Here is a 24,114-nt window from a genome sequence, read left to right on the forward strand (position 1 = left end):
CGGTAGCGTGTCCGAGCGGCCTAAGGAGCACGCCTCGAAAGCGTGTGAGGGGGCAACTCCTCCGTGGGTTCAAATCCCACCGCTACCGCTGCGAGTAATCACCGCGAAGCGCCCGTTCCTTTCGGACCGGGCGCTTCGTCGTTTCCGCGGCCCCGCCCCGCCGCTTCCCGGGGGCGGATGTGGCGAGCGTCACACGCGGGTCACCCACAAGGACGCGTTCCGCCGTCCGGTCTGATTGGGCCATCCGGTGGATACACTCCAGCCATGGCGCAGGCGAAGAAAATCACCATGTACGTCATCGTGGCTTTCGTGCTCTATACGATCATCACGTCGCCGGCACGCGCCGCCGATCTCGTACAGGTAGGCTTCCAGGGCATATCGGACGCCGCAAAGGGCGTCGGTGAGTTCATGACCGCGCTGGTCAACTGACCGGCCGGAAGCCGGTGAGGAGCACAGCGCCGTGATACGCCATCTGGTCCTTTTCAAGCTCAACGAGGGCGTCGAGCGCGACGATCCGAGAGTCGTGGCCGGCGTCGAGGCCTTCGAACGGCTCGGCGGGCTCATCCCGGAACTGGCCTCCTGGGAACTGGGCTGGAACATCTCGGACCGCCCGATCGCCCACGACTTCGCCATCAACTCCTCGGTGGCGGACGCCGACGCGCTCAAGATCTATCTGGAGCACCCCGCACACCAGGCCGGGGTGGCGCTGTGGCGCGAGTTCTCCACGTGGGTGGTCGCTGACTACGTGTTCGAGTGACACCCGGCGGAGCCCGGTCCGGCCCCGCCCCTCCCGCACAGCCCTTCGCCCGCCGGGCGGAGGGCTTTTTCACGGAGGGCCGCGCCTCGCTTGCACACAGTCCACATGAATTGTGATGCTATGACCGCTTTTGCCGGATGAGTGGACCGATGAGGAGTGGCATGTCCGTGTCGGCCCGAACGGCGTCACCAGCGATCACCGGAGGCGACAGCGGGGCCGGCACGAGAGCCGGCGGCGGGACCGGCGCAGAGACCGGCGCAGAGACCGGCGCAGGAGCCGGCACAGGGACCGGCGGCGGGACCGGCACAGGGGCCGGGGCAGGCTCCGGCGGCGGGACCGGCACGGGATCCGGGGGCGGGAACCGCGGGAGCACCAACAGCAACGCGGTGGAGGCGCGCGCCCTGACGCAGGTGCTGTTCGACCAGCTGTCGGGCCTGGAGCCGGGCACCCCGGAGCACTCGCGGGTGAGAGCCTCCCTCATCGAGGTGAACCTGCCACTGGTGCGGTACGCGGCCGCGCGCTTCCGCAGCCGCAACGAGCCGATGGAGGACGTGGTCCAGGTCGGGACGATCGGGCTGATCAACGCCATCGACCGCTTCGACCCGGAACGCGGGGTGCAGTTCCCCACGTTCGCGATGCCGACCGTGGTCGGCGAGATCAAACGTTACTTCAGGGACAACGTCCGCACCGTCCACGTCCCGCGCCGGCTGCACGAGCTGTGGGTCCAGGTCAGCGGCGCCATCGAGGACCTGACGGTGGCCCACGGACGCACCCCCACCACCGCCGAGATCGCCGACCGGCTGAAGCTCTCGGAGGACGAGGTGCTGGCCTGCCTGGAGGCCGGGCGGGCGTACCACGCCACGTCCCTGGAGGCGGCCCAGGAGGGCGGCGACGGGGCGCCCGGGCTGCTGGACCGGCTGGGGTACGAGGACCCGGCCCTGACCGGCGTGGAGCACCGGGACCTGGTGCGGCACCTGCTGGTGCAGCTCCCCGAGCGGGAACGGCGGATCCTGCTGCTCCGCTACTTCGGCAATCTGACGCAGTCGCAGATCAGTGCCGAACTGGGGGTTTCGCAGATGCACGTCTCCCGCCTGCTCTCGCGCAGCTTCGCCAGACTCCGATCCGCAAATCAGCTCGAATCGTAACCCTTGCGGACTACCCACCCCCCAAGAAATAAGTCGACATGGCGCTACAGCGTGTTGCCGACATGTGACATTCTGCGGGAACCGCGTTTGTCGCGGTCCGGCCTCCGGTATTCCAGTGGAGGAACGAACCGTCGCCCGCGACACCCGTCCGCGACCTCAAGGGGGTGGCATGTCCGTAGAAGTGGGCAGTCCGAAGGTGCTGAACACCGACGCGCCGCACGATGCTCCTGACGGCAAGGCCATCGACACCGCCGGCACCGCCGTCGCCGACACCACCGCCGTCGACAGCACGATCGAGGCCATCGACACGAGCGTCGACACCCGCACGCTCTCCCGCTCCCTGTTCCTGCGGCTCGCCGAACTGCCGGACGACAGCCCGGAGCGGGCGTACGTACGGGACACGCTCATCGAGCTGAACCTGCCGCTGGTCCGCTACGCGGCAGCACGCTTCCGCAGCCGCAACGAGCCGATGGAGGACATCGTCCAGGTCGGCACGATCGGCCTGATCAAGGCGATCGACCGCTTCGACTGCAACCGCGGCGTGGAGTTCCCCACCTTCGCGATGCCCACGATCGTGGGCGAGGTCAAGCGCTTCTTCCGCGACACCTCGTGGTCGGTGCGGGTACCGCGCCGGCTGCAGGAGCTGCGGCTGGCGCTGACCAAGACCAGCGACGAGCTCGCACAGAAGCTCGACCGCTCGCCGACGGTCTCCGAGCTCGCCGCCGCGCTGGGCGTCTCCGAGGAGGACGTGGTCGACGGCCTCGCGGTCGGCAACGCCTACACCGCCAGCTCGCTGGACTCCCCGCCCCCGGAGGACGACGGCGGCGAGGGCTCGCTGGCCGACCGGCTGGGCTACGAGGACACCGCGCTGGAAGGCGTGGAGTACCGCGAGTCGCTCAAGCCGCTGCTCGCCCAGCTGCCCGCGCGGGAGCGGCGGATCATCATGCTCCGCTTCTTCGCCAACATGACGCAGTCGCAGATCGGCGAGGAGGTCGGCATCTCGCAGATGCACGTCTCCCGGCTGCTGACCCGGACCCTGGCGCAACTGCGCGAGGGCCTCACCGCCGAGCAGTAGGGCGGTCGTTCCGCTGACGGAGAGACCGGGCGGTTTATTCCTGACGGTTCGTCAGTACACTGGCAGGATGGTGCACATACCACCGGGCCGCCGGGGCGCGCTTGCCGCCGCCTCGGCGGCCGTCGTCTGCCTGGGGACCTTCGCCGCGTTGGGTCCGGACTGCGACGGGGGCGGCGCGGGCTACGTGGCCGTCGGCGCGCCCGGCCCGGCGGGCGGCTCCTCGGTGAACGCCCCGCCCTCCGGGGCGGTGGACCTCGTGCCGCTGGACGGCCGTACGACCGCGCCGGCCGCACCCGGGCGCACTGCGCCCTCCGGGCCGGGGGCGCCGAAAGTCGGCGGCACCGGTTCCACGCAGCCTGCGGATCCGCCGGAGCGGCCCGGCGCCACGACCGGCCCGCCACAACACGACGGCGGCGCGCCGACGACGGCGCCCGGCACCCCCGCCGAACGTCCCGCCCCGGACGGCACCGCGCCCTCCTCGTCCGCACCGGCGCCCGGCGCGCCGGCGCACCTGGTGGTGAGCGCTGTCGAGCGCGCGGCGGCCGCCGACCGCTGGTGCGAGAAGGTCACCGTCACCCTCGCCAACACCGGGGGCCGTGCCGCGACGAAGGGCACGGTCGTGTTCGGCACGCACATCATCGGCCTGCTGGGCATCGACTGGGGAACGGTGGAGAGCACCCGCGCCGCGCCGGTGCCCGTGCCCGGCGGCAGGAAGGCGACGCAGACCTGGGAGGTCTGCGTGGACGCATGGCGGGTGCCGCTGGGCATGCACGTCGAGACCAGGGACGTCTCCGTCGAGGACTCCTGAGGCTCCGCCGCTCCCCGGGCAGCCGGAAGTGTGGGCCGGCGCGAACCGGCCGCGCAACAGACGAGGATCTCCGAGCCGGTGGCGCAAGGTGCCACGAATCGTCAGACAGCCGACCAGCTGCTGCTCAGCACACGGACGGTCGGGTACCACCTGCGGAACATCTTCAGCCGTCTCGGGGTGCGCTCGCGCGTCGAGTTGGCGTCGCTGTTCCGCTGAGCGGGGTCCGGCCGCCGGGCGCGGGCGCACGGCGGCTGCCGGACGGCCGGCGACCGCCGGCGTCCGGTGTCGTTGGATCGGGTACCGCGCCGGTCAGGCGAGCGCGAACCAGGCCACGGCGGCGATCACGACGACGGCCGCGATGACGCCGACGACCAGCCCGGTCTTGTTGCCGCCGGAGGCCTGGGCCTCGGCGGGCTGCTCGTCGACGAAGGCGCGGAACATCTGGGTGTTGCCGGCCGGGTCGTAGTTGTTGTCAGGGGTAGTCATGGGGCAGGACCCTAGCGAAGTAACGTTGACGAGGTCACCCCCGGCCGGTGGTTACGGGGGGAATACCCCGGGGAATACCGCTCGTCCTCGCGGCGTCCAAGACCACATGGCACTCATCGGCAACTCTGATCTCGACGTCTTCCCCCTCTGCCTCGGCGGCAACGTCTTCGGCTGGACCGCGGACGAGGCGACCTCCTTCGAGGTGCTGGACGCCTACGCGGAGGCGGGCGGCAACTTCGTCGACACCGCGGACGTGTACTCGGCGTGGGTGCCCGGTCACTCGGGAGGCGAGTCCGAGACCGTGATCGGCGCCTGGCTCGCCAAGCGCGGCCGCCGCGACGACGTGATCGTCGCGACCAAGGTCGGCTCCCACCCCGACTTCAAGGGCCTGAAGCCCGCCACGATCAAGGCCGCGGCCGAGGAGTCGCTGCGGCGTCTGGGCACCGACCGCATCGACCTCTACTACACACACTTCGACGACCCCGAGACCCCGGTCGAGGAGATCGTCGGCGCCCTGGACGAGCTGGTCCGCGCGGGCAAGGTCCGGCACATCGCGGCCTCCAACATCAGCCCCGAGCGGCTGACGGCCTCGCTGGAGTTCTCCGACCGCGAGGGGCTGGCGAAGTACGTGGCGCTGCAGCAGCACTACAACCTGGTGGAACGCGAGCAGTACGAGGCAGGCGCCACCCCGCTGCGCGAGGTCGTCGAGGCGCACGGCCTCGCCTCGGTGCCGTACTTCGGCCTCGCGCGGGGCTTCCTCACCGGCAAGTACCGGCCCGGCGTCACGGTGGACAGCCCCCGGGCGGGCGCCGCGGGCGCCTATCTGGAGTCGGAGCGCGGGCCGCGGGTGCTGGCCGCGCTGGACGAGGTCGCGGCGGCGCACGGCGTGGAGCCGGCGAGCGTCGCGCTGGCCTGGCTGCGGTCCCGGCCGACCGTCGCGGCTCCGATCGCCAGCGCCCGTACGCCCGGGCAGCTGCCCGCGCTGCTGGCCTCGGCCACGCTGGAGCTGACCGCCGCGGAGCTGGAGCGGCTGACAGAGGCATCCGCCTGACCTGGTGCTTTTGCCCGACGGCCCGCCTTCCTTGACCGGAGGCGGGTCGCTCCTTTTGGAGGTTTTTACCCGAAAGAATTTGCCTGCAACAACCAAATTTTCTACGGTTGCTTGAGGCAACCAACAAGTCGGAAGCGAGGCGCCATGGCGACGCAGGAGCAGTTCGCGGAGCTCGCGAGCCAGCTGCGCGCGATCCCGGTGGTCGCCCGCGAGCTCAGCCGTGCCTGCCCCCCGGAGTGCCCGCCGTCATCGCTCGGCGTGCTCTCGGTGATCAGCCGCCACGGCGAGATGCGGATGAGCCGGCTGGCCGAGCTGCTGGAGGTCGACATGTCCGTCACCAGCAGACATGTGGCCCACCTCGCGGAGCGCGGCTGGATCGACCGGCTGCCCGACCCCCACGACAAGCGGTCGCGGTTGCTGCGCCTGACCCCCGGCGGCGTGGACATGCTGCGCGCCGCCCAGGACCGGGTCGCCGAGGCGCTGGCCCACCACCTGAGGGACTGGCCGGACGAGGACGTCACCGAGTTCTCCCGGCTGCTGGACCGGCTGCGAACGGATTTCGCGGCCGCCTGCCGCCCCCGTACACATTCCACGACGTGAAGAGGATGACGATGGCAACAACCGCACCGCCCACCGGTGTGCGGGGGACCGATGCCCACGCAGGACACGCGGCCCCCATGTCGCACCGGCAGATCATGGAGGCCCTCACCGGGCTGATCCTCGGCTTGTTCGTGGCGATCCTGTCGTCCACGATCGTCTCCAACGCCCTGCCGAAGATCATCTCCGATCTGAACGGCGGCCAGAGCGCCTACACCTGGGTCGTCACCGCCGCCCTGCTCTCCACCACCGCCACCACCCCGCTGTGGGGCAAGCTCTCCGACCTGTTCAGCAAGAAGCTGCTGGTCCAGCTGGCACTGGTGGTCTACGTGGTGGGCTCGCTGATCGCGGGACTGTCGCAGAACGCCGGGATGCTCATCGCCTGCCGTGTCGTCCAGGGCATCGGCGCCGGCGGTCTGACCGCGCTGACCCAGGTCATCATGGCCGCGATGATCTCCCCGCGCGAGCGCGGACGCTACAGCGGCTACCTCGGCGCGGCCTTCGCGCTCGGCACCGTCGGCGGCCCGCTGCTCGGCGGCGTCATCGTCGACACCGACTGGCTCGGCTGGCGCTGGTGCTTCTACGTCGGCGTGCCCTTCGCGATCGTCGCGCTGATCGTGCTGCAGAAGACCCTGCACCTGCCGGTGGTCAAGCGCCGGGTCAAGGTCGACTGGGCGGGTGCCTTCTTCGTCACCGCCGCCGTCAGCCTGCTGCTGGTCTGGGTGACCTTCGCCGGCGACAAGTACAACTGGATCTCCTGGCAGACCTACGCCATGGTCGCGGGCGCGCTGCTGCTCGTGCTGGTCTTCGTCCTGGTCGAGTCCCGCGCGAGCGAGCCGATCATGCCGCTGCGGCTGTTCCGCAACAAGACGATCAGCCTGACCTCGGTCGCCTCGATGTTCGTCGGCACCGGGATGTTCGGCAGCACGGTCTTCCTCAGCCAGTACTTCCAGCTGGCGCGCGGCGAGTCGCCGACGATGTCCGGCGTCATGACCATCCCGCTGATCGCCGGTCTGTTCGTCTCCTCCACCGCCTCCGGTCTGATCATCACCCGCACCGGCCGCTGGAAGGCGTTCCTGGTCTCCGGCGGCGTGCTGCTCACCGGCGGCCTCGCCCTGCTCGGCTCGCTGCGGTCCGACACCACGTACTGGCACCTGGCGCTCTTCATGGCGCTGCTGGGCCTCGGCGTCGGCATGATGCTGCAGAACCTGGTGCTGGCCGTGCAGAACCAGGTGGGGGCCGCCGACCTCGGTGCCGCCAGTTCCGTCGTCACCTTCTTCCGCACGCTCGGTGGCGCGATCGGCGTCTCCGCGCTGGGCGCGGTGCTCGGCAACCGCGTGACGCACTACGTCAAGGACGGCCTGGCCGCCCTGGGCGTGAAGTCCACCGGCACCTCCGACGGCGCCATCCCCGACCTCGCCACGCTGCCCGCGCCGATCCGCCACGTCGTGGAGACCGCGTACGGGCACGGCGCCGGCGACGTCTTCCTGGTGGCGGCCCCGGTGGCGTTCCTCGCGCTGCTGCTCGTGCTCTTCATCAAGGAGGTCCCGCTGAAGACCGCGAGCGGTCTGCAGCAGGCGGCCGGTGTGCCCGGCCACGCCGAGCAGAAGGCGGTCATACCGGCCCAGGCCTCCGCGGTCGAGACCGTCGCGAAGACCGCGGCCGAGGCCGCCGAGGCGGTCACCGTGGCCGCGCCCGTGGCGGCCCTGCCGGACCAGGGCGGCACCGCGATCCACGGCCAGGTGCGCAACTCCGACGGCATGGGCGTCGAGCGGGCCACGCTCACCCTGATCTCGCTCACCGGCCGGCAGCTGGGCCGGGCCGCGACCCGCGCGGACGGCGGCTACACGCTGAGCGCGCCCGGCGCCGGCTCGTACGTGCTCATCGCGGCCGCCGACGGCCACCAGCCGCAGGCGTCCACCGTGGTGGTCGGCGAGGAGCCCGTCCCGTACGACGTGGTCCTGGCCGGCACCAGCGGGCTCACCGGCACGGTGGTCGCCGAGGCGAGCGGGATCCCCGTCGCGGGCGCCATGGTCGTGGTGACCGACGTCCGCGGCGAGGTCCTGGCCACCGGCGGCACCGGCGAGGACGGCGCCTTCGGCTTCGACGAGCTGCCCGCCGGGGACTTCACCCTGGCCGTCAACGCCACCGGCTACCGGCCGGCCGCGCTGCCGGTCGAGGTCGCCGGCAACGGCCCGACCCACGTCGAGGTCCCGCTCCGCACCGGCGCCACCCTGCGCGGCACCGTGCTCGGCGGCACCGGCCGGCTCCCGCTCCCGGAGGCCCGTGTCACGCTCATCGATGCGGCCGGGAACGTCGTGGCCACCGCCACCACCGGCACCGACGGGGCGTACGCCTTCGGCGACCTGGACGCGGGCGAGTACTCGCTGGTCGCCAGCGGCTACCCGCCGGTGGCCACGCAGGTCACCGTCGGCAACGGCGGCGCGGCCGGCCGCGAGGACGGCTTCGACGTGGAACTGAACCACCCCGAGGGGTGAACGATCGGCCGGTGCGCCAGCGGAGACGCACGGACCGGTGAACGGGGGAAACAGGGTCCTGTCCGGGCGACCGGAGCAAGGGACGGCCGAGGCCGTCCGGACGGACCCGACCGGGGGCACCCACCGAAGGCGAGCGAGGTTGATGAACACGACGGCTGGAGCCGGGCTGCGCGGGCGGATCCGGACGAAGGACGGATGGGCGGTGCCGCATGCCGTGGTGACCGTCACCGACATGACCGGGCAGCAGATCGCCCGGGAGGCGGCGGACACCGAGGGCGCCGTGCGCACCGCCGCGCTGGCGCCCGGGGCCTACACCGTGATCGTGACGGCGATCGGCTACCGCCCCGCCGCGTCGACGGCACTGGTGACCGCGTCCGGTTCCGCGGAGCTCGGGACCGTGCTGCTGTCCCGCGCGGGAGGCATCGAACTGCCGCCGCCCGGGCCGTGGACGATCGACCCGGCGCACTCCGAGGTCGGCGCGGTCGCCCAGCACCTGGGCCTGTCCAGCGTGCACGGCCGCTTCAAGAGCTTCGCGGGCCGGGTCGACATCGCGGAGCAGCCGCTCGCGTCGTCCGTCGAGGCCGTGATCGACGCGGCGTCGATCGACACCGGCAACGGCACGCGCGACGAGCACCTGCGCTCCGACGACTTCCTCGACGCCCGGGCGCACCCCACGCTCACCTACCGCAGCACCTCGCTGGAGCCGGCCCCCGGCGACCGGTGGACCGTCCACGGGGAGCTGACGATGCGCGGTGTCACCCGCCCGGTCGATCTGGACCTGGCGTATCTGGGCACCGGCCCGGACCCGTGGGGCGGTGTGCGCGCCGCGTTCCGCGCGACGGCGGAACTGCGCCGGGATGACTTCGCGATGCACTACAACCAGGTCGTACGGGCCGGGATCGCGGCCGTCGGCACCACGCTGAAGATCGGCCTCGACATCCAGACCGTCCAGGGCACGGCCCTGCCCGCCGCGTAACCGCGGGAAGCATAGGCTTCCGTCATGGCTGCCAACATCGCGACCAACACCAGCGTGCAACTCGACCAGTTGCTGGAATTCGTACGACCGCGCCACCGCGCCCTGCTGCTCACGACGCGCGCCGACGGCCGCCCCCAGGGCTCCCCCGTCACCTGCGGGGTCGACGACGCGGGACGGCTGGTCGTCTCGACCTACCCCGAGCGGGCCAAGGCCCGCAACGCGCGCCGCGACCCGCGCGCCACCGTGATCGTGCTGTCGGACGAATGGGACGGCCCCTGGGTGCAGATCGACGGCACCGCCGAGGTCATCGACTCCCCCGACTCCGTCGAACCGCTGGTGGAGTACTACCGCAACATCGCGGGCGAGCACCCGGACTGGGACGAGTACCGCGCCGCCATGGTCAGGCAGGGCAAGTCCCTGGTGCGGGTGACCCCCGAACGCTGGGGCCCCATCGCCACGGGCGGCTTCCCGGCGCGACTGGCCCCGTAGGTCCGGTCCCGCGGGACCCCGGGGCGCGGTGACGGCGACCGTCACCGCACTCCCCGGCCCGGACGGGGCCGGCTCACCCGCCCGGGGCGGTCCCCCCGGCGGGGTCGCGGTCGCGCACGGCCTCGATGCCCGCGAGCAGGAGCGTCGGTGACCGCGCCGGTCCCGTCCAGCCGGGCGCCCACGGTGCCGGGGGCGATGCCGGGCCCGGTGATGAAGCGCAGCCGGACGGCACCGTCGGCCCCGGGGACGATCGGCACGGCGCCCGGCTGTTGCGTGCCGCCGTATCCGGGGTCCATCCGGGCCCGGGTGGCGACCGCCTTGACCTGCTTGTCCAGCTGCGCGAAGAGGAAGGACTGCAGGGCGAGCGTCGTGACGGTACCGATGACCGCGCACACGATCGCGATGAGCGCGACCGAGGAGACCACCAGCCGGGTCCGCAGGGACCGGCGCCTGCGCGGACGGTGGCCCGGCCGGCGCGCGGGCCTCGGCGGCACGGGCGGGCCGTCCCCGCCGCCGGGCAGGACCGCCCGGCTCACGCCGCTTCGCCCGGCTTGATCAGGTAGCCCGCGCCGCGGCGGGTGTGGATCATCGGGGAGCGGCCCGCGTCGATCTTCTTGCGCAGGTAGGAGATGTAGAGCTCGACGACGTTGGCCTGGCCGCCGAAGTCGTAGGACCAGACGCGGTCGAGGATCTGCGCCTTGCTCAGCACCCGGCGCGGATTGCGCATCAGATACCGCAGCAGCTCGAACTCGGTCGCCGTGAGGTGGATGTCGCGGCCGCCGCGGCTGACCTCGTGGCTGTCCTCGTTGAGCACGAGGTCGCCCACGACCAGCAGCGAGTCCTGGCGGGCGGTGGCCGCGCCGGCCCGCCGGAGCAGTCCGCGCAACCGGGCCACGACCTCCTCGAGGCTGAACGGCTTGGTGACGTAGTCGTCACCGCCCGCGGTCAGGCCCGCGATGCGGTCCTCCACGGCGTCCTTGGCGGTGAGGAACAGCACGGGCACGTCCGGCAGTTCCCGGCGCAGCCGGGCCAGGACCCCCAGGCCGTCCATGTCGGGCAGCATGACGTCGAGGACCACTGCGTCCGGCCGCAGCTCACGGGCGGAGCGCAGCGCGTCGGCGCCGGTGCCCTCGGTGTGGACGTCCCAGCCCTCGTACCGCAGGGCCATGGACAGCAGGTCGGCGAGTGCGGTCTCGTCGTCGACGACGAGTACCCGCACGGGCGAGCCGTCGAGGCGAGTGAGGTCGGCGGCGGCGGGGGAAGGAGACGCGGTCATGCCTGAATCCTGTGGGCCGCCCCTGAGAACGCCCTTTCCGCTGTCTGTGATTCACCTGAGAATCTCCTGTCGCGGGCCCGGCGGGCCACGGCCGGGGCAGCGGCCGCGGGCAGGTGAGCCACTCGGACGCGCCGCCGGGGAGGGAATGCGCCGGTCGCGACCCCCGTTTTGGTACGAAGGACGTCGGACTTCAAACGGACTTCGCGGCGGGAGGAGACCCATGAGTGACAGCCAGACGCCCGCAATCGGGCGCTACGGCCTGTGGAACGCCGGGCTGCGGGACCCCGATCCGGCCCGCGCGGCGGAACGCGCCGAGACCGCTGCCGAATTGGAGGAACTGGGGTACGGGGCCCTGTGGCTCGGCGGCAGCAGCGGCGTCGAGCACGCGGCACCCCTGATCGCTGCCACCTCGTCCATCACCGTCGCGACCGGCATTCTCAGCATCTGGCAGTACGAGGCCGAGGACACCGCCGCCCGCTGCGGCGCCCTCGAAGCCGCCCACCCCGGGCGCTTCCTGCTGGGGCTGGGGGTCAGCCACGCCCGGCTCGCCGAGCAGTACAAGCACCCGTACGCCGCGATGACCCGCTACCTCGACGAGCTGGACGCCGCCGGGACGCCCGCCGGGAACCGGGTGCTCGCCGCGCTCGGCCCGAGAATGCTGGAACTTGCCCGCGACCGCTCGGCGGGCGCCCACCCCTACCTGGTCACCGTCGAGCACACCGCCGAGGCACGTGCCACGCTGGGCGAGGGGCCGCTGCTGGCACCGGAGTTCACGGTCGTCCTGGAGACCGACCCGACGCGGGCCCGCGAGACCGCCCGGGAGATGCTGGCGTTCTACCTGACGCTCCCCAACTACACCAACAACTGTCTGCGACTGGGCTTCACCGAGGACGACCTCGCCGGCGGCGGCAGCAACCGTCTGGTCGACGCGCTCTTCGGCTGGGGCGACGAGGAACGGGTGCGGGAGCGGATCGACGCCTTCCTCGACGCGGGCGCCGACCACGTCGCCGTCCAGGTGCTCGCCACGGGCGAGGACCGGACCGGACTGCCGCGCGAGCAGTGGCGCCGGCTGGCGGCCGCACTGAAACCCACCGGTCACTGACAGTCCGGCCGGGGGCAGTTGGGGACAGACCGCCGACAGGAACGGAACGCTCCGCTCAAAGGCGTTCAGCGCCCGGCCACGCGACAGGGCCGGGCGTATGTTCGCCCCCATGGACAGCGGCACCACGACCCGGACTGTCCCGGTCGACCGCATGGCGTCCGGCGATCACGCCTGCCTCGGCTTCCAGGACGAGGACGACCGCTGGGAGATCCGCGCCGCATTCACCGCGATCGGCCTCACCCGCGGGGAGCGCGTCCTGCTCTTCACCGGCCCCGGCACGCCCCCGGCCGAGGCCGTCACCCGGCTCACCGCCCACGGAGTGCGCGCCGCCGAGGCGGTACGCCACTGCGCCCTCGTCATCACCCCGGAGATCCCCGGCTACGACGCCGCGCCCGCCTGGGCCGCGCTCACGAGCACCGCCCACCGGCACGGCTTCTCCGGTCTCCGCGTCGCCGGCGACATGTCCTGGGCCCGGAGCCCCGGGCTCGACCAGGACCGCCTGCTCGGCCACGAAGCGGCCATGACCCCGGTCCTGGCGGGCCTCGGCCTCACCACCATCTGCGAGTACGACCAGCGGCGCTTCGCCGCCTCGCTCCTCGCCCGGGTACGGGCCGCCCACCCGGTCTGCCTGCGCCCGCGCCACGGGGCGCTGCGCGTGGAGCGGACCGGCGGAACCCTCGTCCTGCGCGGCGACGCCGACCTTGCCACCCGCAACGACTTCGAACTGGCCGTCTGTCACGCCTTCGCCGCGCCGGCCGGCCCGCCGTGCCGGGTCGACCTCGCCCGGCTCTCCTTCATCGACGCCCGCTGCGCATCCGTCCTGATCCGCCACGTGGCGTCCCTCGGCCCCGCCGACCGCGTCACCATCCGCTGCCCGCGTCTGCACGCGCGCACCCTGCGGCTCTGCGGCGCGGCCGAGGTCCCCCAGCTCCTCCTCGAGGAGATCTGAGCACCGGCCCCCCGGTCAGGCCTGCTGGGCCGCCCAGAACTCGTCCCACGAGATCTTGCCGTCACCGTTGGTGTCGACGGCCTTGATGACGCTCTGCGCCACGGTCTCGGTCACGTTGAAGTCCCCGAGCTGCGCCATCACGCTCTTGTACTCGCTCGCCGTGATGAGCCCGTCCCCGTCGACATCGAATCGCGTGAACGCCTTCTTGGCCGCCTCGATGTCCGCCATCGTGACCACCCCTCCATGTATGTACTCGGTCCTGACTGCGCACACCCTAGCCGTCGCGCCGCACCGCGCGGCGGCCCGGGCGTATGTCAATCAGAACGGACACCGGCCTGCCCGTTCGGCTCCGGCCGGCTTGCGCGCCCCGGGGCGGGCCGCGGTGTCGTTGACCCATATGCGCAGCTGCGTACAGGAATGAGGGGGATGGATCGGCCGGCCACGGAAGGTCGAATATGTCGGCACCCGGATCCATGGCGAGCCGCCGGCGTTGTGCCGCGGCCCTCGCCGCAGCCGCGGTCTGCCCGACGATGTTCACCGGGCCGGCTCTCGCTCCGGCCGTTGGCCCGCCGTCACCTTCGGTACCCGCCGCACGGCTGGACTGGCGCCCCTGCGTCCAGGGCGGTCGGTTCGACTGCGCGACCGCGAAGGTACCGCTGGACTACCGCGACCCGGATCGACGCACCATCGAGCTGTCGGTCGAGGCCCGCCGGGACCGACCCCGCCCAGTCGAGGGCTCTGTCCGGTCTCCGAAGGATCGCATCCCGGGCCACCGGCCGATCGCACGGCGGAAGTTCGCGCCCTTGACCAGGTCGGGGGGCCTGGACGCAAGACCTCGACGGCACGGTTCTCCGTGCCACGTGGGTGTGGGGGCGGGTACGACCCGGACGTCCCCGGCGAGGCGGCCCGGGCGAATTGTTCCGCTAATACGGCTTGGAATTGGACCACGTTTCCATACCACTGAGCACGTGGCGTTGGCTGCTGGACCCAGAGGACACAGCGGTGACGAGGGAGACAGCAGAAGCCCTACTGACACAGATGTCGCCACGGCGACCACCCTCACCCACGGATACGCAGCGCCGGCGGTGCTGATCGCCGCCGGTCCGGTCATCGGGGCCGTACGCCGTCGTCTCGGCAGCTGATGTCCAGGGTGACGGCGGCGCCCGGCGAGGTGTTTTCGGCATGCACGGTGCCGTCGTGGGAGGCGGCGACCGCGGCGACCAGGGCGAGGCCGAGGCCGGTGCCGGGGGTCGTGCGGCTGGTCTCGGCGCGGGTGAAGCGGTCGAAGGCGTGCGGGAGGAAGTCGGCCGGGAAGCCGGGCCCCTCGTCGGTGACGGACAGCCGCAGCCGCCCGTCCCGGACCGTGGCGCGCAGGCCGATCACGCCGGCGCCGTGTCGTAGGGCGTTGTCCAGCAAGGTTCCGATGGCGGTCCACAGCCAGCGCGGATCGACATGCACAGAGGTTTCGTCGTATGCGGTGGTGAGGGTGCGTCCGTCGCGTCCGGCGGCCGTCCGGTAGGGGGCGGAGGCGTCGTCGAGGAGGCGGCTCAGGGCGACGTCGGTGCGCTGGATGTGTTCGCCGCTGTCGAGCTGCTCCAGGTCGAGGAGAGTGTCGGCCAGCGTTACCAGTCGGCTGACCTCGGTGTCCACTGAGCGCAGGGTGTCCGTCAACTCCTCGGCGGTGCGTGGCCGGTGCAGGGCGACGTCGAGTTCGGCGCGCATCAGGGTGAGCGGGGTGCGCAGTTCGTGGCTGGCGTCCGCGATGAACTGGTGCTCGCGGGCGGCGGAGGCGGCCAGCCGGTCGAGCATGCGGTTGAGGGTGTGGCCGAGACGCGTGATCTCGTCGTCGCGGTCGGCCGGGACGTCCAGGCGCACGTCCTGGCCGCCGTCGGCGAGGGCGGCGGCACCGCTGCGGTAGCGCTCGACTGGGCGCAGGGCGGCACGGGCGGTCCGGTAGCCGACGTACGAGGCGGCCATCAGGGTCAGGCCCGAGGCGAAGGCCAGCTGGGCCAGGAGCTCGCGCAACGCCTCGTCGCGGTGGCCGCGCCTGACCGCGGCGACCACGACGCACAGCTGCCCGGCGGCGGTGACTCGCGTGGCCTGGACGCGCAGGGTGTCGGGCGTGATGGGCAGCAGGGAGCCGACGTCACGCCGGACGAGGTGGCCTTCGGTCACGCCACCCAGTTCGGCGGTAGTGAGCAGCGGATCGTGGCGTACGGCGTCACTGGCGTCCAGCACCCGCCCGTGTGCGTCGAGCACCTGGTACAGGCTGCCGCTTGGGCCAGGCGGGAGCGCGGAGCCACTGTGTACGGCCCGGTCGAGGGAGTGCCGGTAGGTGGTCAGGTCGTCGTCGAGCTGCCGGTCCAGGGCGCTCTGGACGCGCCAGTAGACGAGGGCCGCCGCACCGGTCAGGACGAGGGACATGGTGACGGCCACCGCAACCACGAGACGCGTGACGACCGGTAGCCGCTGCAGCCGCGCCCGCAGCCGACGGCCGGGCGGTCTCACGGGGCGGTCTCCAGGCGGTAGCCGCGTCCGCGCAAGGTCGTGATCGTCGTACGGTCGAAGGCCCGGTCGACCTTGGCACGCACCTTGGAGACGTGGACGTCGATGGCGTTACTGCGCAGGTCGGTCTCACCGTCCCAGACCTCGTCGAGGAGCCGGAGGCGGGTGACGACCCGGCCGGCGTTCTCCATCAGCACCCGCAGCACGTCGAACTCCCTTCGGGACAGGTCGAGTTCGATGTCCCCGCGCCAGGCGCGCTGCTGCTCGGGGTCGAGGACGAGGTCGCCGACCTGGCGGCGGCCCGCGGTGTCGAGGCGGCGCCGGGAGATCGCACGCAGGCGGGCGAGCAGCTCCTCCATGGCGAAGGGCTTGACGAGGTAGTCGTCGGCGCCGGCGTCGAGACCGGCGACCCGCTCGCTGATCGCCCCACGCGCGGTCAGCAGGACGACAGGGACGTCGACGCCCTTCTCACGCAGGGTCCGGCACACCTCGACCCCGTCCAGGCCCGGGAGCATCACGTCCAGGACGACCGCGTCGACACGGGGGTCGTGGGCGGCGGCCAGGCCGGTGGGTCCGTCGTAGCGGCCCTCGGCGGTGTGGCCGGACTCGGTGAGGTAGAGGACGACCAGATCGGTCAGGCGGGTCTCGTCGTCGACGACCAGGTAGTGCATGGCGGCCAGGCTAACCGCCTGGCGTACGGCGCACTCCCTCGCGTCCGCGCCGGGAGCCGATCCCGCACGCCGCAAAGGCTTCACGGTCTGTTAATGCGCCATCCCTAGCCTTCTTCAGGTTGCGGTGATCCGCGGATCGGGAGCCGGTCCGTCGTCCGACGCGCCGCCGGGGAAGGGACCTCCATGTACACAGCGATACCGGTGATGCTCGCCGCCAAGAGCATCACCGACCACATCGCCCCCGTCGACCTGATGACCCGTGGCGGCCTGGACGTCATCGCCCTGATGATCCTGGCCGGCCGGCTCTACCGCCGCCGCCCGAGCGCCCCCGGGATGCCGCTCGTCCTGACCGCGCTCAACCTGGGCCTGTTCGCCGCGATTAGCACCATCAGCGTCGGCAAGTTCCCGGCCGGGGTCGGTTTCGGCCTGTTCGGCATCCTCTCCCTGGTCCGACTGCGCAGCGCGGCCTTCACCCTACGGGACGTCGCCTACACCTTCGTCAGCCTGGTCGTCGCCCTGTGCGCGGGCCTGCCGCAGCGGCAGAACTGGCTGGTCATCGCCCTGGTCGCGGCCGTCCTGATCGCGGTCCTGCTGGTCGACGCCCCTGCCGCCGACATGCCGACCCGCACGGTGAAACTCACCCTCGACCGCATCTACCCGACCCCCGACCTGATCACCCAGGACGTCGCCCTGCGTTTCGGTCAGGCCCCCCTCTCGGTGGTCGTCGACGAGGTCGACTACGTCCGCGAGACCACCCGGGTCTCCGCCCGCTATCCCTTCACCCAGGATTCCGGCTCAGCGCCCCTGGAACCCGAACCCGAACTCGCGCTCGCCGCGGACGCGGGGCGGTAGCCGTGACCCCGGCCGTGGGTACCACCCTCGCCACCGACCTCGGCCTGGCCCTCGTGCCCGGCGCCACCCTCGCCGAGGTCGACGCGGCAGCCGCCCTCCAGCACCGCACCGACCGCAAGTACCTCATCCCGCTCGACCGCGCCCGCGCCTTCGTCGACCGCCTCGCCGACACCCACCGGGTCCTCGACCTGGACGGCCGCCGAACGACGACGTACCTCAGCATGTACTTCGACACCCCGCAGCTCGGCGCCTGGCGCGCGCACGTCCAGCGGCGCCGCCACCGCTGGAAGATCCGCACCCGCCTCTACGTGGAGGACGGGCTGTGCCGGGTGGAGGTGAAGACCAAGGACGGCCGGGGCGCCACCGTCAAGCACGCCCTCCCGGCCGCCGAGCAGTCGTACGGCCGACTCGACGACCGGGCAGCCGAGTTCGTCGACGACGTTCTACGGCGCTCCGCCGTTCCCGTCGCCGCCGCCGACCTGGCCCCGGCCGCCGAGATCCGCTACGTCCGCGCCGCCCTCGCCGACCTCCACCACGGCACACGCATCACCCTCGACGGCGCCCTCACCTGCCACCAGGACCACAGCACAGCGGCGCTCGACCCGGACACCATCCTCGTCGAGACCAAGGGAACCGCCCGGCCCGCCCCCGCCGACCGGCTGCTCCTGGGCCTCGGCGCCCGGCCTGTCTCCCTCAGCAAGTACATCGTCGGTCAGTCCCTGCTCACCCCAGGCCTGCCCGACAACGACGTACGCCGCCTCGCCCGCACCCACTTCCACCCGGGCCCGCTCCCCGAAAGGACCCGCGCCGCATGAGTGTCCTGCGCACCATCAAATGGCCGTACGCCGTCATCGCCCTGCTCGCGGTCTCGGCCGCCGTCTTCGGACTGCTACGACCGCAGCTGGGTCTGGCCACCGATCAGAAGAAGCCCGGGGCGACCGACCGCATCAAGCAGAATCCGCCGCCTCGGCTCTTCACCGACACGGACATCGCCACGATCGGCAAGCAGGCCGACGCCCAGCGCACGAAGGCCGGCACCCTCTTCGCCCAGTGGAAGGCTGCACACGGCACCACCCGCGACGACAAGGCGTTCACCGCCTGGGCCGCGCGGCAGATCCCCGCACCGCCTCCCGCGAAGGAGCGCGCCGGCGAACTGCGCGAGGTCCACGCGCTCGCCCAGACCCGGACGGCAGCCGGAAAGAAGGCCGCCACCTGGCTGGAGCTCTATGGCAAGAAGGACATCTGGAAGCTCTACCTCCACGACCAGCGCGAACTGATCCCCAGCCAGCAGGGCAAGGCCGAGAAGGCCGAACTCAAGGCGGCCCTGACGCTGGCCAAGACGATCAGCGACCAGCTCGCCGCGAAGGACCAGCAGCCCGCCCCCTACGTCCTCGACCCGACCCTGCGCCCGGAGAAGCACATCACGTCGGGCGCCAAGGGCCCGTACTCCTACCCCTCTCGCCATGCCGCGCACGCCGCCGCTGCGGTCACCTTCCTCTCCGCCCTCTCGCCGCACCAGGCCACCCAGTACGAGTGGATGCAGGACGAAGTGCTCTACTCCCGCCTCTACATGGCCGGACACGTCACCAGCGACCTGACGGCCGGAACCCTCCTTGGCGACCTGATCGGCGACTACGAACTCGCGATCGGCGGACACTGACCCACTCCCGCACCTCCCCGTGGTTCCCGACCGAATGACGGTCGGGAACCACGCACGGCGATGCGGCGCCAGTGAAGGCGGAGGCCAGGCCGGTCGGCGTGATCAGCCTCATCCTCGCTGCTGCGTACGTCTACCGTCCCGACGGAACGCGCGTGAGGAAGGCGACGACGGCGACACGGTGAGCCTCGCGGCCGGCCGAGACGGCGGCCCGAACCGCGTTGAACCTGGAGTGAAACCGACGGTGAATCGCTGAGCCTCATGTGGAGGCGCGGAAACAACGCCGTGGTGAACTGTTGGCCAGCGCCATACACTTCCTCCGATCAATCAACTAGGTGGGGGGACACATTGATGCGCGCAACCAGGCGCCTTGCCCTGCTCAGCACCGGCGTCGCGCTGGTCGCCACCGCAATCGGTGCCACTGCGGCCCAGGCAGAGGACGGCGGAGCAGGCGACATCACGATCGACAAGGTCGTCGTCAACGGCGGCAAGCCCGTCGTGGTCGGTACCACCAAGGTGGTGTCCGCCAAGGTCTCCGTGACCGCCTCGGACGATTCAGGCATCGCCGAGACCACGTACATCAGCGCCTTCGGTCCGAAGCCGAACTACGCGCAGATCTGGTACGACGAAGGCGAGATCACCTGCGTCAAGGCGAGCGCCACTACGTCGACCTGCACGGGCACACTGACGTTCGACCCGCAGGCGGCCACCGGCTTCGTCGACAACAACGCGGCAGCCACCTGGAATCTCGCCACGCTGGTCTCCGCCAATGACGATGACTACATCTACCGGGACGCGGCCACCACGTTCAAGGTGCAGCGCTACTCGAAGCTGACGGTCAACGCCTCGCCCGAGCCGGTGAAGAAGGGCAAGACCATCACGGTCACCGGCAAGCTCTCCCGCGCCAACTGGGAGGACAACGCGTACCACGGCTACACGAACCAGTCGGTGAGGCTGCAGTTCCGCAAGAAGGGCAGCAACACCTACACCACGGTGAAGACGATCAAGTCCGACTCGACGGGCAGCCTCAAGACGACCGTCACCGCCTCCACCGACGGCTACTTCCGCTACAGCTTCGCGGGCACGACGACGACTCCGGCGGTCAACGCAACCGGCGACTTCATAGACGTCCAATAGCCATGTACTGAGCCCGGCGCAACCGCAGGAGATCCGCGAGGTCGTCGTGTACGAGAGCACCGACCCCGAGGTGATCACCGTCGAGCAGGTCGTCACCGGGACCGTGACCACCACCGGTCAGTCCTTCAGCTTCCCCGGCCTCCTGGTGATCCGGATCCGCAACGGCCTGATCGTGCATGTCCGCGACTACATGGACGGGCTTGGCGTGGCCCACACCATGGGCCGACCGGCCGCCGTGGTCGCCGGCCTCAGCGACCGCCACTGAGGCTCGGACATCGGACTCATTCGTCCAGCCGAGCGGTTCGGCGAGTAGATCGTCGATCACGTGGCAGCGAATCTCAGGGAAAGACTCTGCGATTGCCGGGATCCGTAGCTGCCGCAGGCGATCTCACCCATCATCGCTCCCCTCCCATCCATGGCTCGTGCGCAGCTCAGGGCGGACGTCAGCCATCAACTGTCCCCGGACAGATGGCTGCTAGGCGATCGCCATGCGGTCGGCGATGCCTGCCAGGGGTTCGGGGGCTCGGTGGCCGGAGAACTGGAGGAGGTCGCGGACGGTTTCGCGGGCCAGGTGGTGGGAGTGGACTTGTTCGGGGTCCAGGGTTTCGGCTTCGAGGAGTGCGGCGGTGGCCTCGCCGACGTGTAGCCGCTGCGCGTGCGCTCGCGCCACGTCAACCAGGAAACGTGCCTGACGCTCCGGGGACAGTCCCGAGGCGTCGACTCGTTCGGCCACGTCCAGGGCCATTCCGGCGTCGCCGAGGTCGACTGCGGTGCTGACGGCGTGGATCTCGACGTTGGTGGGGCCGAACTCGGTGTCGAAGTCGTTGCGGTCGGCTCCGTTGGTGGCGGCGATGCGCCGTGCCTCTGCGATGTGGGCGTGGGTGGCGGAGCGGGCTCCCTTGCGGGCGCTGATGACGGCCATGACCAAGTGCATGGCCCCCAGGAGCGACCTCTCCTCCGGCGGGCTGGCGTCTGCCTGGCAGCGAGGCGTCAACACGTTGATCGCCGACATCGCGGCATGCTCGGCCTGGTCGGTGCGCTGCTGCCTTATGAAGGCGTGGGCCAGCCGAAAGAGGCCCGCGACGACCTCCAGCGGTTGGCCGGCGCGTTCGGCTGCCTGGAGTGCCCGGTCGGCCGCGACCCATGCGGCATCAGGCTCGTCCTGACGCACGAAGCTCGCCGCGGCCACCTGGTAGGTCCGGGCCAGCAGGGCATGAAACTCCGGGCGTTCGGCTTCGGGCCCGTGGCGTACGGCGGCTTCGAGCTGCGGCAGCACCTTGGAGAACCGGTCGCTCAGTGCCGCGTAGCTCGCCGCATGAGCCAGGTCCCACAGCTCGTCGACGTGCCGGTGGAAGTCGTCGAGTGAGGGTTCCGGGCAGGCGGTGATCTGCCCGAAGAGGCTTCCCAGCGTGGGGTGCCCGGTGAGGGCGACGCGCAGCCCGTCGAGGTCGTTGCTCTGCGGCTGCTGCTCGGGCGCCGGTTCGGGCGCGATCTCGGCTTCCGGGCGCAGTTCGCGCACCGGCACTCCCAGGGCATCGGCCAGGGCCTGAAGCACCGACAGGCGCTCGATCGGCTGGACGCCCCGCTCGACTTGGGAGACCCAGCTTTCGGAGCGGCCCATCTCGGCCGCCAAGTCGCGCTGGGACATGCTTCTCTTGCGGCGCAGCTCGGCGACGCGCTGGCCCGCAGTGCGGTTGCCGGTGTCACTCACTGGGGGCCTCGGTCGGGTACTTGCCGGCGTACGGGGCCATGAAGTCGACCTCGGTGTGCGCCACGTACGTGTCGCGCTCGGACAGGAAGTGCTTCGTGTGGGTCTGGCGCTCGTGCTCCTCGAAGGCGGCGCGGTCGGCGTACAGCTCGAAGAAGATGCGCTGGTCCGGGGCGCCGTCGACTTCGTGGCAGGCGTAGACGAGGGTTCCGGGCTCCTTCGCGCGGATGGCGGCGGTGGTCTCGCGCACCAGGGCGTCGAAGCCCTCGGCTTCGCCTTCTTTGAGCGTGAAGCGCACAAACAGCGCGAAGTTGCTCATCTCTCCTCCTCGATGCCCGGGTTCCAGCATCACAGAAGTGCAAATCTACTGCTAGTCGCAACTTTTCTAATGACCCGCAGTTTTTCTGCGAAAAGCTTCCCGCTCGCGCGCTCTCCGGGCCGCTCTGACGCATGCGGTGGCCGCGGAGGGGATCAGCAAGAACGTCGCCCCTGGTGAAGGTGCCCAAGCCTCGGCGCCAGAAGATCAAGCCGTGGTCCGTCGCCGAGGCGAGCCGGTTCCTCACCGACGCCGCGTCTCGCGATGACCACCTCTTCGCGGGCGGCCTGGGCGCTCGTCCCGTCCCTCGGGCTGCGTCGTGGCGAGGTCCTGGGGCTGACGTGGTCGTCTGTGGACTTCGAGACGGGTGAGCTGTACGTGGATCACCAGATCCAGCGGGCCGGTCGCCAGACCCTGCACCGGGAGACCAAGACCGAGGACTCCGACGACTTCCTCCCCCTGCCCGAGCTGTGCCGCAACGCGCTCCGGATGCGCCGCGCGCAGCAACTCGGGGACCGCAAGGCTGCCGGGGAGCTCTGGCAGGACAGCCGTGGGCTGATCTTCACCACGAAGCACGGGACCCCGATCGAGCCGGGCAACCCGACCCGGATGTTCGCCCTGCGCGTCCGCCGCGCCGGCCTCCGTGCGATCCCGCTGCGGAACACCAGGCGTACGTGCAGCTCGCTCCCGGTCGCCCTCGGGGTCCATCCCAAGGTGGCCCAGCGCATCCTGAGGCACTCGCAGATCGCGATGACGATGGAGATCTACGCCGCGGCGAGCGATGAGGAGGTGCGTGCGGCTCTCGGCAAGCTGTCCAACGCCATGGAGGGCGGCTGACGCGGTTGCTGTACTTCGCTGCTGTACGCCCCAATGCCAGAGGCCCCCGGATCATCTCCGGGGGCCTCTCCTTTGCTGTGCACTCGGCAGGATTCGAACCTGCAACCTTCTGATCCGTAGTCAGATGCTCTATCCGTTGAGCTACGAGTGCTTGTGCTTCCCGGCGTTTTCTTGCCGGTCGGCGTTGCGGGAACAACATTACATGACCTGTGCCGTGAGGCGAAATCCATTAGCCGCACCCACCCTGACCTGCGAAAACACCGAGTCGACGGTCCAGCAGGGGGGCCAGGAACGGCAGAAGCCCCGGCCGGGGGGCCGGGGCTTCGTGGAGCGGAGGCGGAGGGATTTGAACCCTCGATGGACGGTAAAGCCCAAACCGCATTAGCAGTGCGGCGCCATAGACCGGACTAGGCGACGCCTCCAGGTGCTCCCGCGCGAGCGGGTGTGTGCAGATGATGGCACAGCCCACTGGGCTGGGACCAATCGCTGACCAGATTACTAGGCCGCGTACGGCCAGGGCAAAGGCGTTGCGGCGGGCGTCGGGGCGACGCGCCCACGATCGGGTGGATTGGGAGGCGCGGGTGGGTCCCGGGAGGTAGGGACGGAACATGCGATTGGATCGTGTGCCCATGACCGCCGCGCTCGCGCTCGGCCTCCCGCTGACCCTGGCCGCACCGGCCCTGGCCTGCCCTCCCGGGACGGGGGAGCCGCCCGACCGGCTGCGGGTGACCGTGGACGACGGGGGCGGGCACGTGTCCTCGTACGAGCTGCGCTGCGATCCCGCCGGCGGGACCCACCCCGACGCTACGGAGGCCTGTGCCCGGCTGGAGCGGCTGGGCGGCCCGGTGGGGCCTGCCCCGAAGGGCACGATGTGCACGATGATCTACAGCGGCCCGCAGCGGGCGACGGTGCGGGGCAGCTGGCGCGGGCGGCCCGTCGATGCCCGTTACGACCGCAGCAACGGCTGCGAGACGGCCCGCTGGGGGCGGATGGCCCCGGTGCTGCCCGCACCCGCGGTCCATGATCCGCCCCAGGGCGGATTCCAGGACCGGGACGTGTGACCTGTGGGGTGACCGACACCACATCCGCACGGCTCAACCACGAACACTACTCACGCGTACGGGACATGGGTATCCGGAGCCTCGTGGCCAACCGCTGCCCGTACACTCGCTCTAGTGACATGCCCCCCGGTCGGCGGCAAGATGGCCACCACCGGTGGAAG

At 71.2% G+C, this 24,114-nt stretch carries 27 protein-coding genes, 3 tRNA genes and 1 pseudogene; 21 read left to right on the top strand and 10 right to left on the bottom strand.

Features of this window, described 5'->3' with window-relative positions; translation table 11 throughout:
* Position 1: 1 nt before the first annotated feature.
* The 7 genes from ACWDAS_RS11060 (at position 2) to ACWDAS_RS11090 (ending at position 4,001) form a co-directional block, all read left to right on the top strand.
* Positions 2-88 (top strand) — tRNA-Ser (locus ACWDAS_RS11060).
* Between the two features lie 176 nt (positions 89-264).
* Positions 265-429, top strand: coding sequence for a hypothetical protein (locus tag ACWDAS_RS11065; RefSeq protein WP_450388584.1), 165 nt, complete (start codon positions 265-267; stop codon positions 427-429).
* A gap of 31 nt (positions 430-460) precedes the next feature.
* Positions 461-757: a Dabb family protein gene (locus ACWDAS_RS11070; RefSeq protein WP_450388585.1), complete on the top strand. Its 297-nt coding sequence runs from the start codon at positions 461-463 to the stop codon at positions 755-757.
* Between the two features lie 161 nt (positions 758-918).
* On the top strand, positions 919-1,902 hold the full coding sequence (locus ACWDAS_RS11075; RefSeq protein ID WP_450388586.1) for an RNA polymerase sigma factor SigF: 984 nt from the start codon (positions 919-921) through the stop codon (positions 1,900-1,902).
* A 169-nt stretch (positions 1,903-2,071) separates the two neighbouring features.
* Positions 2,072-2,977, top strand: a complete 906-nt coding sequence (locus ACWDAS_RS11080) for an RNA polymerase sigma factor SigF (RefSeq protein ID WP_450388587.1) — start codon at positions 2,072-2,074, stop codon at positions 2,975-2,977.
* 67 nt (positions 2,978-3,044) lie between these two features.
* Positions 3,045-3,785, top strand: coding sequence for a hypothetical protein (locus tag ACWDAS_RS11085; protein WP_450388588.1), 741 nt, complete (start codon positions 3,045-3,047; stop codon positions 3,783-3,785).
* Positions 3,786-3,863: 78 nt separating this feature from the next.
* A complete protein-coding gene (locus tag ACWDAS_RS11090) occupies positions 3,864-4,001 on the top strand; it encodes a response regulator transcription factor (RefSeq protein WP_450388589.1) in 138 nt (45 codons plus the stop codon).
* A gap of 93 nt (positions 4,002-4,094) precedes the next feature.
* Here ACWDAS_RS11090 and ACWDAS_RS11095 read toward each other — a convergent pair whose 3' ends face one another.
* Positions 4,095-4,271 (bottom strand): hypothetical protein, encoded by a 177-nt coding sequence (locus ACWDAS_RS11095; RefSeq protein WP_450388590.1) that lies wholly within the window; start codon positions 4,269-4,271, stop codon positions 4,095-4,097.
* A gap of 106 nt (positions 4,272-4,377) precedes the next feature.
* Here ACWDAS_RS11095 and ACWDAS_RS11100 point away from each other — a divergent pair, with 106 nt between their 5' ends.
* From ACWDAS_RS11100 to ACWDAS_RS11120, 5 genes are all read left to right on the top strand, one after another.
* Entirely contained in the window at positions 4,378-5,322 is a 945-nt protein-coding gene (locus ACWDAS_RS11100) for an aldo/keto reductase (RefSeq protein WP_450388591.1), read from the top strand.
* A 144-nt stretch (positions 5,323-5,466) separates the two neighbouring features.
* Positions 5,467-5,922, top strand: a complete 456-nt coding sequence (locus tag ACWDAS_RS11105) for a MarR family winged helix-turn-helix transcriptional regulator (protein ID WP_450388592.1) — start codon at positions 5,467-5,469, stop codon at positions 5,920-5,922.
* 11 nt (positions 5,923-5,933) lie between these two features.
* A complete protein-coding gene (locus ACWDAS_RS11110) occupies positions 5,934-8,417 on the top strand; it encodes an MFS transporter (protein ID WP_450388593.1) in 2,484 nt (827 codons plus the stop codon).
* A 142-nt stretch (positions 8,418-8,559) separates the two neighbouring features.
* A complete protein-coding gene (locus ACWDAS_RS11115) occupies positions 8,560-9,393 on the top strand; it encodes a YceI family protein (RefSeq protein WP_450388594.1) in 834 nt (277 codons plus the stop codon).
* 24 nt (positions 9,394-9,417) lie between these two features.
* Positions 9,418-9,882, top strand: a complete 465-nt coding sequence (locus ACWDAS_RS11120; protein WP_450388595.1) for a PPOX class F420-dependent oxidoreductase — start codon at positions 9,418-9,420, stop codon at positions 9,880-9,882.
* A 41-nt stretch (positions 9,883-9,923) separates the two neighbouring features.
* On the opposite strand, the gene ACWDAS_RS11125 is transcribed toward ACWDAS_RS11120, so the two are convergent.
* Both ACWDAS_RS11125 and ACWDAS_RS11130 read right to left on the bottom strand, forming a co-directional pair.
* Positions 9,924-10,418, bottom strand: a complete 495-nt coding sequence (locus ACWDAS_RS11125; RefSeq protein ID WP_450388596.1) for a hypothetical protein — start codon at positions 10,416-10,418, stop codon at positions 9,924-9,926.
* Positions 10,415-11,158 (bottom strand): response regulator transcription factor, encoded by a 744-nt coding sequence (locus ACWDAS_RS11130; RefSeq protein WP_450388597.1) that lies wholly within the window; start codon positions 11,156-11,158, stop codon positions 10,415-10,417. Before ACWDAS_RS11130 ends, ACWDAS_RS11125 begins: the two co-directional genes overlap by 4 nt.
* A gap of 220 nt (positions 11,159-11,378) precedes the next feature.
* On the opposite strand from ACWDAS_RS11130, the gene ACWDAS_RS11135 reads away from it, so the two are divergent.
* Both ACWDAS_RS11135 and ACWDAS_RS11140 read left to right on the top strand, forming a co-directional pair.
* Complete coding sequence (locus tag ACWDAS_RS11135) at positions 11,379-12,260, top strand: LLM class F420-dependent oxidoreductase (RefSeq protein WP_450388598.1); 882 nt, start codon at positions 11,379-11,381, stop codon at positions 12,258-12,260.
* 109 nt (positions 12,261-12,369) lie between these two features.
* Complete coding sequence (locus ACWDAS_RS11140; protein WP_450388599.1) at positions 12,370-13,209, top strand: MEDS domain-containing protein; 840 nt, start codon at positions 12,370-12,372, stop codon at positions 13,207-13,209.
* A 15-nt stretch (positions 13,210-13,224) separates the two neighbouring features.
* On the opposite strand, the gene ACWDAS_RS11145 is transcribed toward ACWDAS_RS11140, so the two are convergent.
* The 3 genes from ACWDAS_RS11145 to ACWDAS_RS11155 form a co-directional block, all read right to left on the bottom strand.
* The gene (locus ACWDAS_RS11145) at positions 13,225-13,437 is read right to left on the bottom strand and encodes an EF-hand domain-containing protein (RefSeq protein ID WP_450388600.1); all 213 of its coding nucleotides are present in this window, start codon (positions 13,435-13,437) and stop codon (positions 13,225-13,227) included.
* A gap of 879 nt (positions 13,438-14,316) precedes the next feature.
* Complete coding sequence (locus ACWDAS_RS11150; RefSeq protein ID WP_450388601.1) at positions 14,317-15,717, bottom strand: ATP-binding protein; 1,401 nt, start codon at positions 15,715-15,717, stop codon at positions 14,317-14,319.
* Positions 15,714-16,385: a response regulator transcription factor gene (locus ACWDAS_RS11155; protein WP_450388602.1), complete on the bottom strand. Its 672-nt coding sequence runs from the start codon at positions 16,383-16,385 to the stop codon at positions 15,714-15,716. Before ACWDAS_RS11155 ends, ACWDAS_RS11150 begins: the two co-directional genes overlap by 4 nt.
* A gap of 183 nt (positions 16,386-16,568) precedes the next feature.
* Between ACWDAS_RS11155 and ACWDAS_RS11160 the strand changes: the two genes are divergently transcribed.
* From ACWDAS_RS11160 to ACWDAS_RS11180, 5 genes are all read left to right on the top strand, one after another.
* Positions 16,569-17,237: a DUF4956 domain-containing protein gene (locus ACWDAS_RS11160; protein WP_450388603.1), complete on the top strand. Its 669-nt coding sequence runs from the start codon at positions 16,569-16,571 to the stop codon at positions 17,235-17,237.
* Between the two features lie 2 nt (positions 17,238-17,239).
* Positions 17,240-18,052: a polyphosphate polymerase domain-containing protein gene (locus tag ACWDAS_RS11165; protein ID WP_450388604.1), complete on the top strand. Its 813-nt coding sequence runs from the start codon at positions 17,240-17,242 to the stop codon at positions 18,050-18,052.
* A complete protein-coding gene (locus tag ACWDAS_RS11170; RefSeq protein ID WP_450388605.1) occupies positions 18,049-18,897 on the top strand; it encodes a phosphatase PAP2 family protein in 849 nt (282 codons plus the stop codon). The genes ACWDAS_RS11165 and ACWDAS_RS11170 overlap by 4 nt, the downstream gene beginning before the upstream one ends.
* 348 nt (positions 18,898-19,245) lie before the next feature.
* Complete coding sequence (locus tag ACWDAS_RS11175; protein ID WP_450388606.1) at positions 19,246-20,031, top strand: calcium-binding protein; 786 nt, start codon at positions 19,246-19,248, stop codon at positions 20,029-20,031.
* A 46-nt stretch (positions 20,032-20,077) separates the two neighbouring features.
* Positions 20,078-20,296 carry a hypothetical protein gene (locus ACWDAS_RS11180; protein ID WP_450388607.1) on the top strand — a complete coding sequence of 73 codons (219 nt, stop codon included), beginning with the start codon at positions 20,078-20,080 and terminating at the stop codon, positions 20,294-20,296.
* Between the two features lie 210 nt (positions 20,297-20,506).
* On the opposite strand, the gene ACWDAS_RS11185 is transcribed toward ACWDAS_RS11180, so the two are convergent.
* Entirely contained in the window at positions 20,507-21,742 is a 1,236-nt protein-coding gene (locus tag ACWDAS_RS11185; protein WP_450388608.1) for a helix-turn-helix domain-containing protein, read from the bottom strand.
* The gene (locus tag ACWDAS_RS11190) at positions 21,735-22,058 is read right to left on the bottom strand and encodes a putative quinol monooxygenase (RefSeq protein WP_450388609.1); all 324 of its coding nucleotides are present in this window, start codon (positions 22,056-22,058) and stop codon (positions 21,735-21,737) included. Before ACWDAS_RS11190 ends, ACWDAS_RS11185 begins: the two co-directional genes overlap by 8 nt.
* A 109-nt stretch (positions 22,059-22,167) precedes the next feature.
* Here ACWDAS_RS11190 and ACWDAS_RS11195 point away from each other — a divergent pair.
* Positions 22,168-22,892: pseudogene (locus tag ACWDAS_RS11195) on the top strand (site-specific integrase); the annotation flags it as partial.
* Between the two features lie 78 nt (positions 22,893-22,970).
* On the opposite strand, the gene ACWDAS_RS11200 reads toward ACWDAS_RS11195, so the two are convergent.
* Positions 22,971-23,043: transfer RNA gene (locus ACWDAS_RS11200), tRNA-Arg, on the bottom strand.
* Between the two features lie 180 nt (positions 23,044-23,223).
* A tRNA-Ser gene (locus tag ACWDAS_RS11205) sits at positions 23,224-23,314 on the bottom strand.
* 207 nt (positions 23,315-23,521) lie between these two features.
* Here ACWDAS_RS11205 and ACWDAS_RS11210 point away from each other — a divergent pair.
* Entirely contained in the window at positions 23,522-23,953 is a 432-nt protein-coding gene (locus ACWDAS_RS11210; RefSeq protein WP_450388610.1) for an SSI family serine proteinase inhibitor, read from the top strand.
* Positions 23,954-24,114 lie beyond the last annotated feature (161 nt).

The organism is Streptomyces sp. NPDC001070 (genome assembly GCF_053598835.1).

What these genes read in the sequence shown, in the direction of transcription:
- ACWDAS_RS11190 (WP_450388609.1), bottom strand. Translation starts at nt 22,058, where the DNA reads ATGAGCAACTTCGCGCTGTTTGTGCGCTTCACGCTCAAAGAAGGCGAA.
- ACWDAS_RS11105 (WP_450388592.1), top strand. Translation starts at nt 5,467, where the DNA reads ATGGCGACGCAGGAGCAGTTCGCGGAGCTCGCGAGCCAGCTGCGCGCG.
- ACWDAS_RS11095 (WP_450388590.1), bottom strand. Translation starts at nt 4,271, where the DNA reads ATGACTACCCCTGACAACAACTACGACCCGGCCGGCAACACCCAGATG.
- ACWDAS_RS11135 (WP_450388598.1), top strand. Translation starts at nt 11,379, where the DNA reads ATGAGTGACAGCCAGACGCCCGCAATCGGGCGCTACGGCCTGTGGAAC.
- ACWDAS_RS11175 (WP_450388606.1), top strand. Translation starts at nt 19,246, where the DNA reads ATGCGCGCAACCAGGCGCCTTGCCCTGCTCAGCACCGGCGTCGCGCTG.
- ACWDAS_RS11075 (WP_450388586.1), top strand. Translation starts at nt 919, where the DNA reads ATGTCCGTGTCGGCCCGAACGGCGTCACCAGCGATCACCGGAGGCGAC.
- ACWDAS_RS11120 (WP_450388595.1), top strand. Translation starts at nt 9,418, where the DNA reads ATGGCTGCCAACATCGCGACCAACACCAGCGTGCAACTCGACCAGTTG.
- ACWDAS_RS11140 (WP_450388599.1), top strand. Translation starts at nt 12,370, where the DNA reads ATGGACAGCGGCACCACGACCCGGACTGTCCCGGTCGACCGCATGGCG.
- ACWDAS_RS11110 (WP_450388593.1), top strand. Translation starts at nt 5,934, where the DNA reads ATGGCAACAACCGCACCGCCCACCGGTGTGCGGGGGACCGATGCCCAC.
- ACWDAS_RS11085 (WP_450388588.1), top strand. Translation starts at nt 3,045, where the DNA reads ATGGTGCACATACCACCGGGCCGCCGGGGCGCGCTTGCCGCCGCCTCG.
- ACWDAS_RS11155 (WP_450388602.1), bottom strand. Translation starts at nt 16,385, where the DNA reads ATGCACTACCTGGTCGTCGACGACGAGACCCGCCTGACCGATCTGGTC.
- ACWDAS_RS11080 (WP_450388587.1), top strand. Translation starts at nt 2,072, where the DNA reads ATGTCCGTAGAAGTGGGCAGTCCGAAGGTGCTGAACACCGACGCGCCG.
- ACWDAS_RS11130 (WP_450388597.1), bottom strand. Translation starts at nt 11,158, where the DNA reads ATGACCGCGTCTCCTTCCCCCGCCGCCGCCGACCTCACTCGCCTCGAC.
- ACWDAS_RS11115 (WP_450388594.1), top strand. Translation starts at nt 8,560, where the DNA reads ATGAACACGACGGCTGGAGCCGGGCTGCGCGGGCGGATCCGGACGAAG.
- ACWDAS_RS11160 (WP_450388603.1), top strand. Translation starts at nt 16,569, where the DNA reads ATGTACACAGCGATACCGGTGATGCTCGCCGCCAAGAGCATCACCGAC.
- ACWDAS_RS11210 (WP_450388610.1), top strand. Translation starts at nt 23,522, where the DNA reads ATGACCGCCGCGCTCGCGCTCGGCCTCCCGCTGACCCTGGCCGCACCG.
- ACWDAS_RS11170 (WP_450388605.1), top strand. Translation starts at nt 18,049, where the DNA reads ATGAGTGTCCTGCGCACCATCAAATGGCCGTACGCCGTCATCGCCCTG.
- ACWDAS_RS11065 (WP_450388584.1), top strand. Translation starts at nt 265, where the DNA reads ATGGCGCAGGCGAAGAAAATCACCATGTACGTCATCGTGGCTTTCGTG.
- ACWDAS_RS11145 (WP_450388600.1), bottom strand. Translation starts at nt 13,437, where the DNA reads ATGGCGGACATCGAGGCGGCCAAGAAGGCGTTCACGCGATTCGATGTC.
- ACWDAS_RS11100 (WP_450388591.1), top strand. Translation starts at nt 4,378, where the DNA reads ATGGCACTCATCGGCAACTCTGATCTCGACGTCTTCCCCCTCTGCCTC.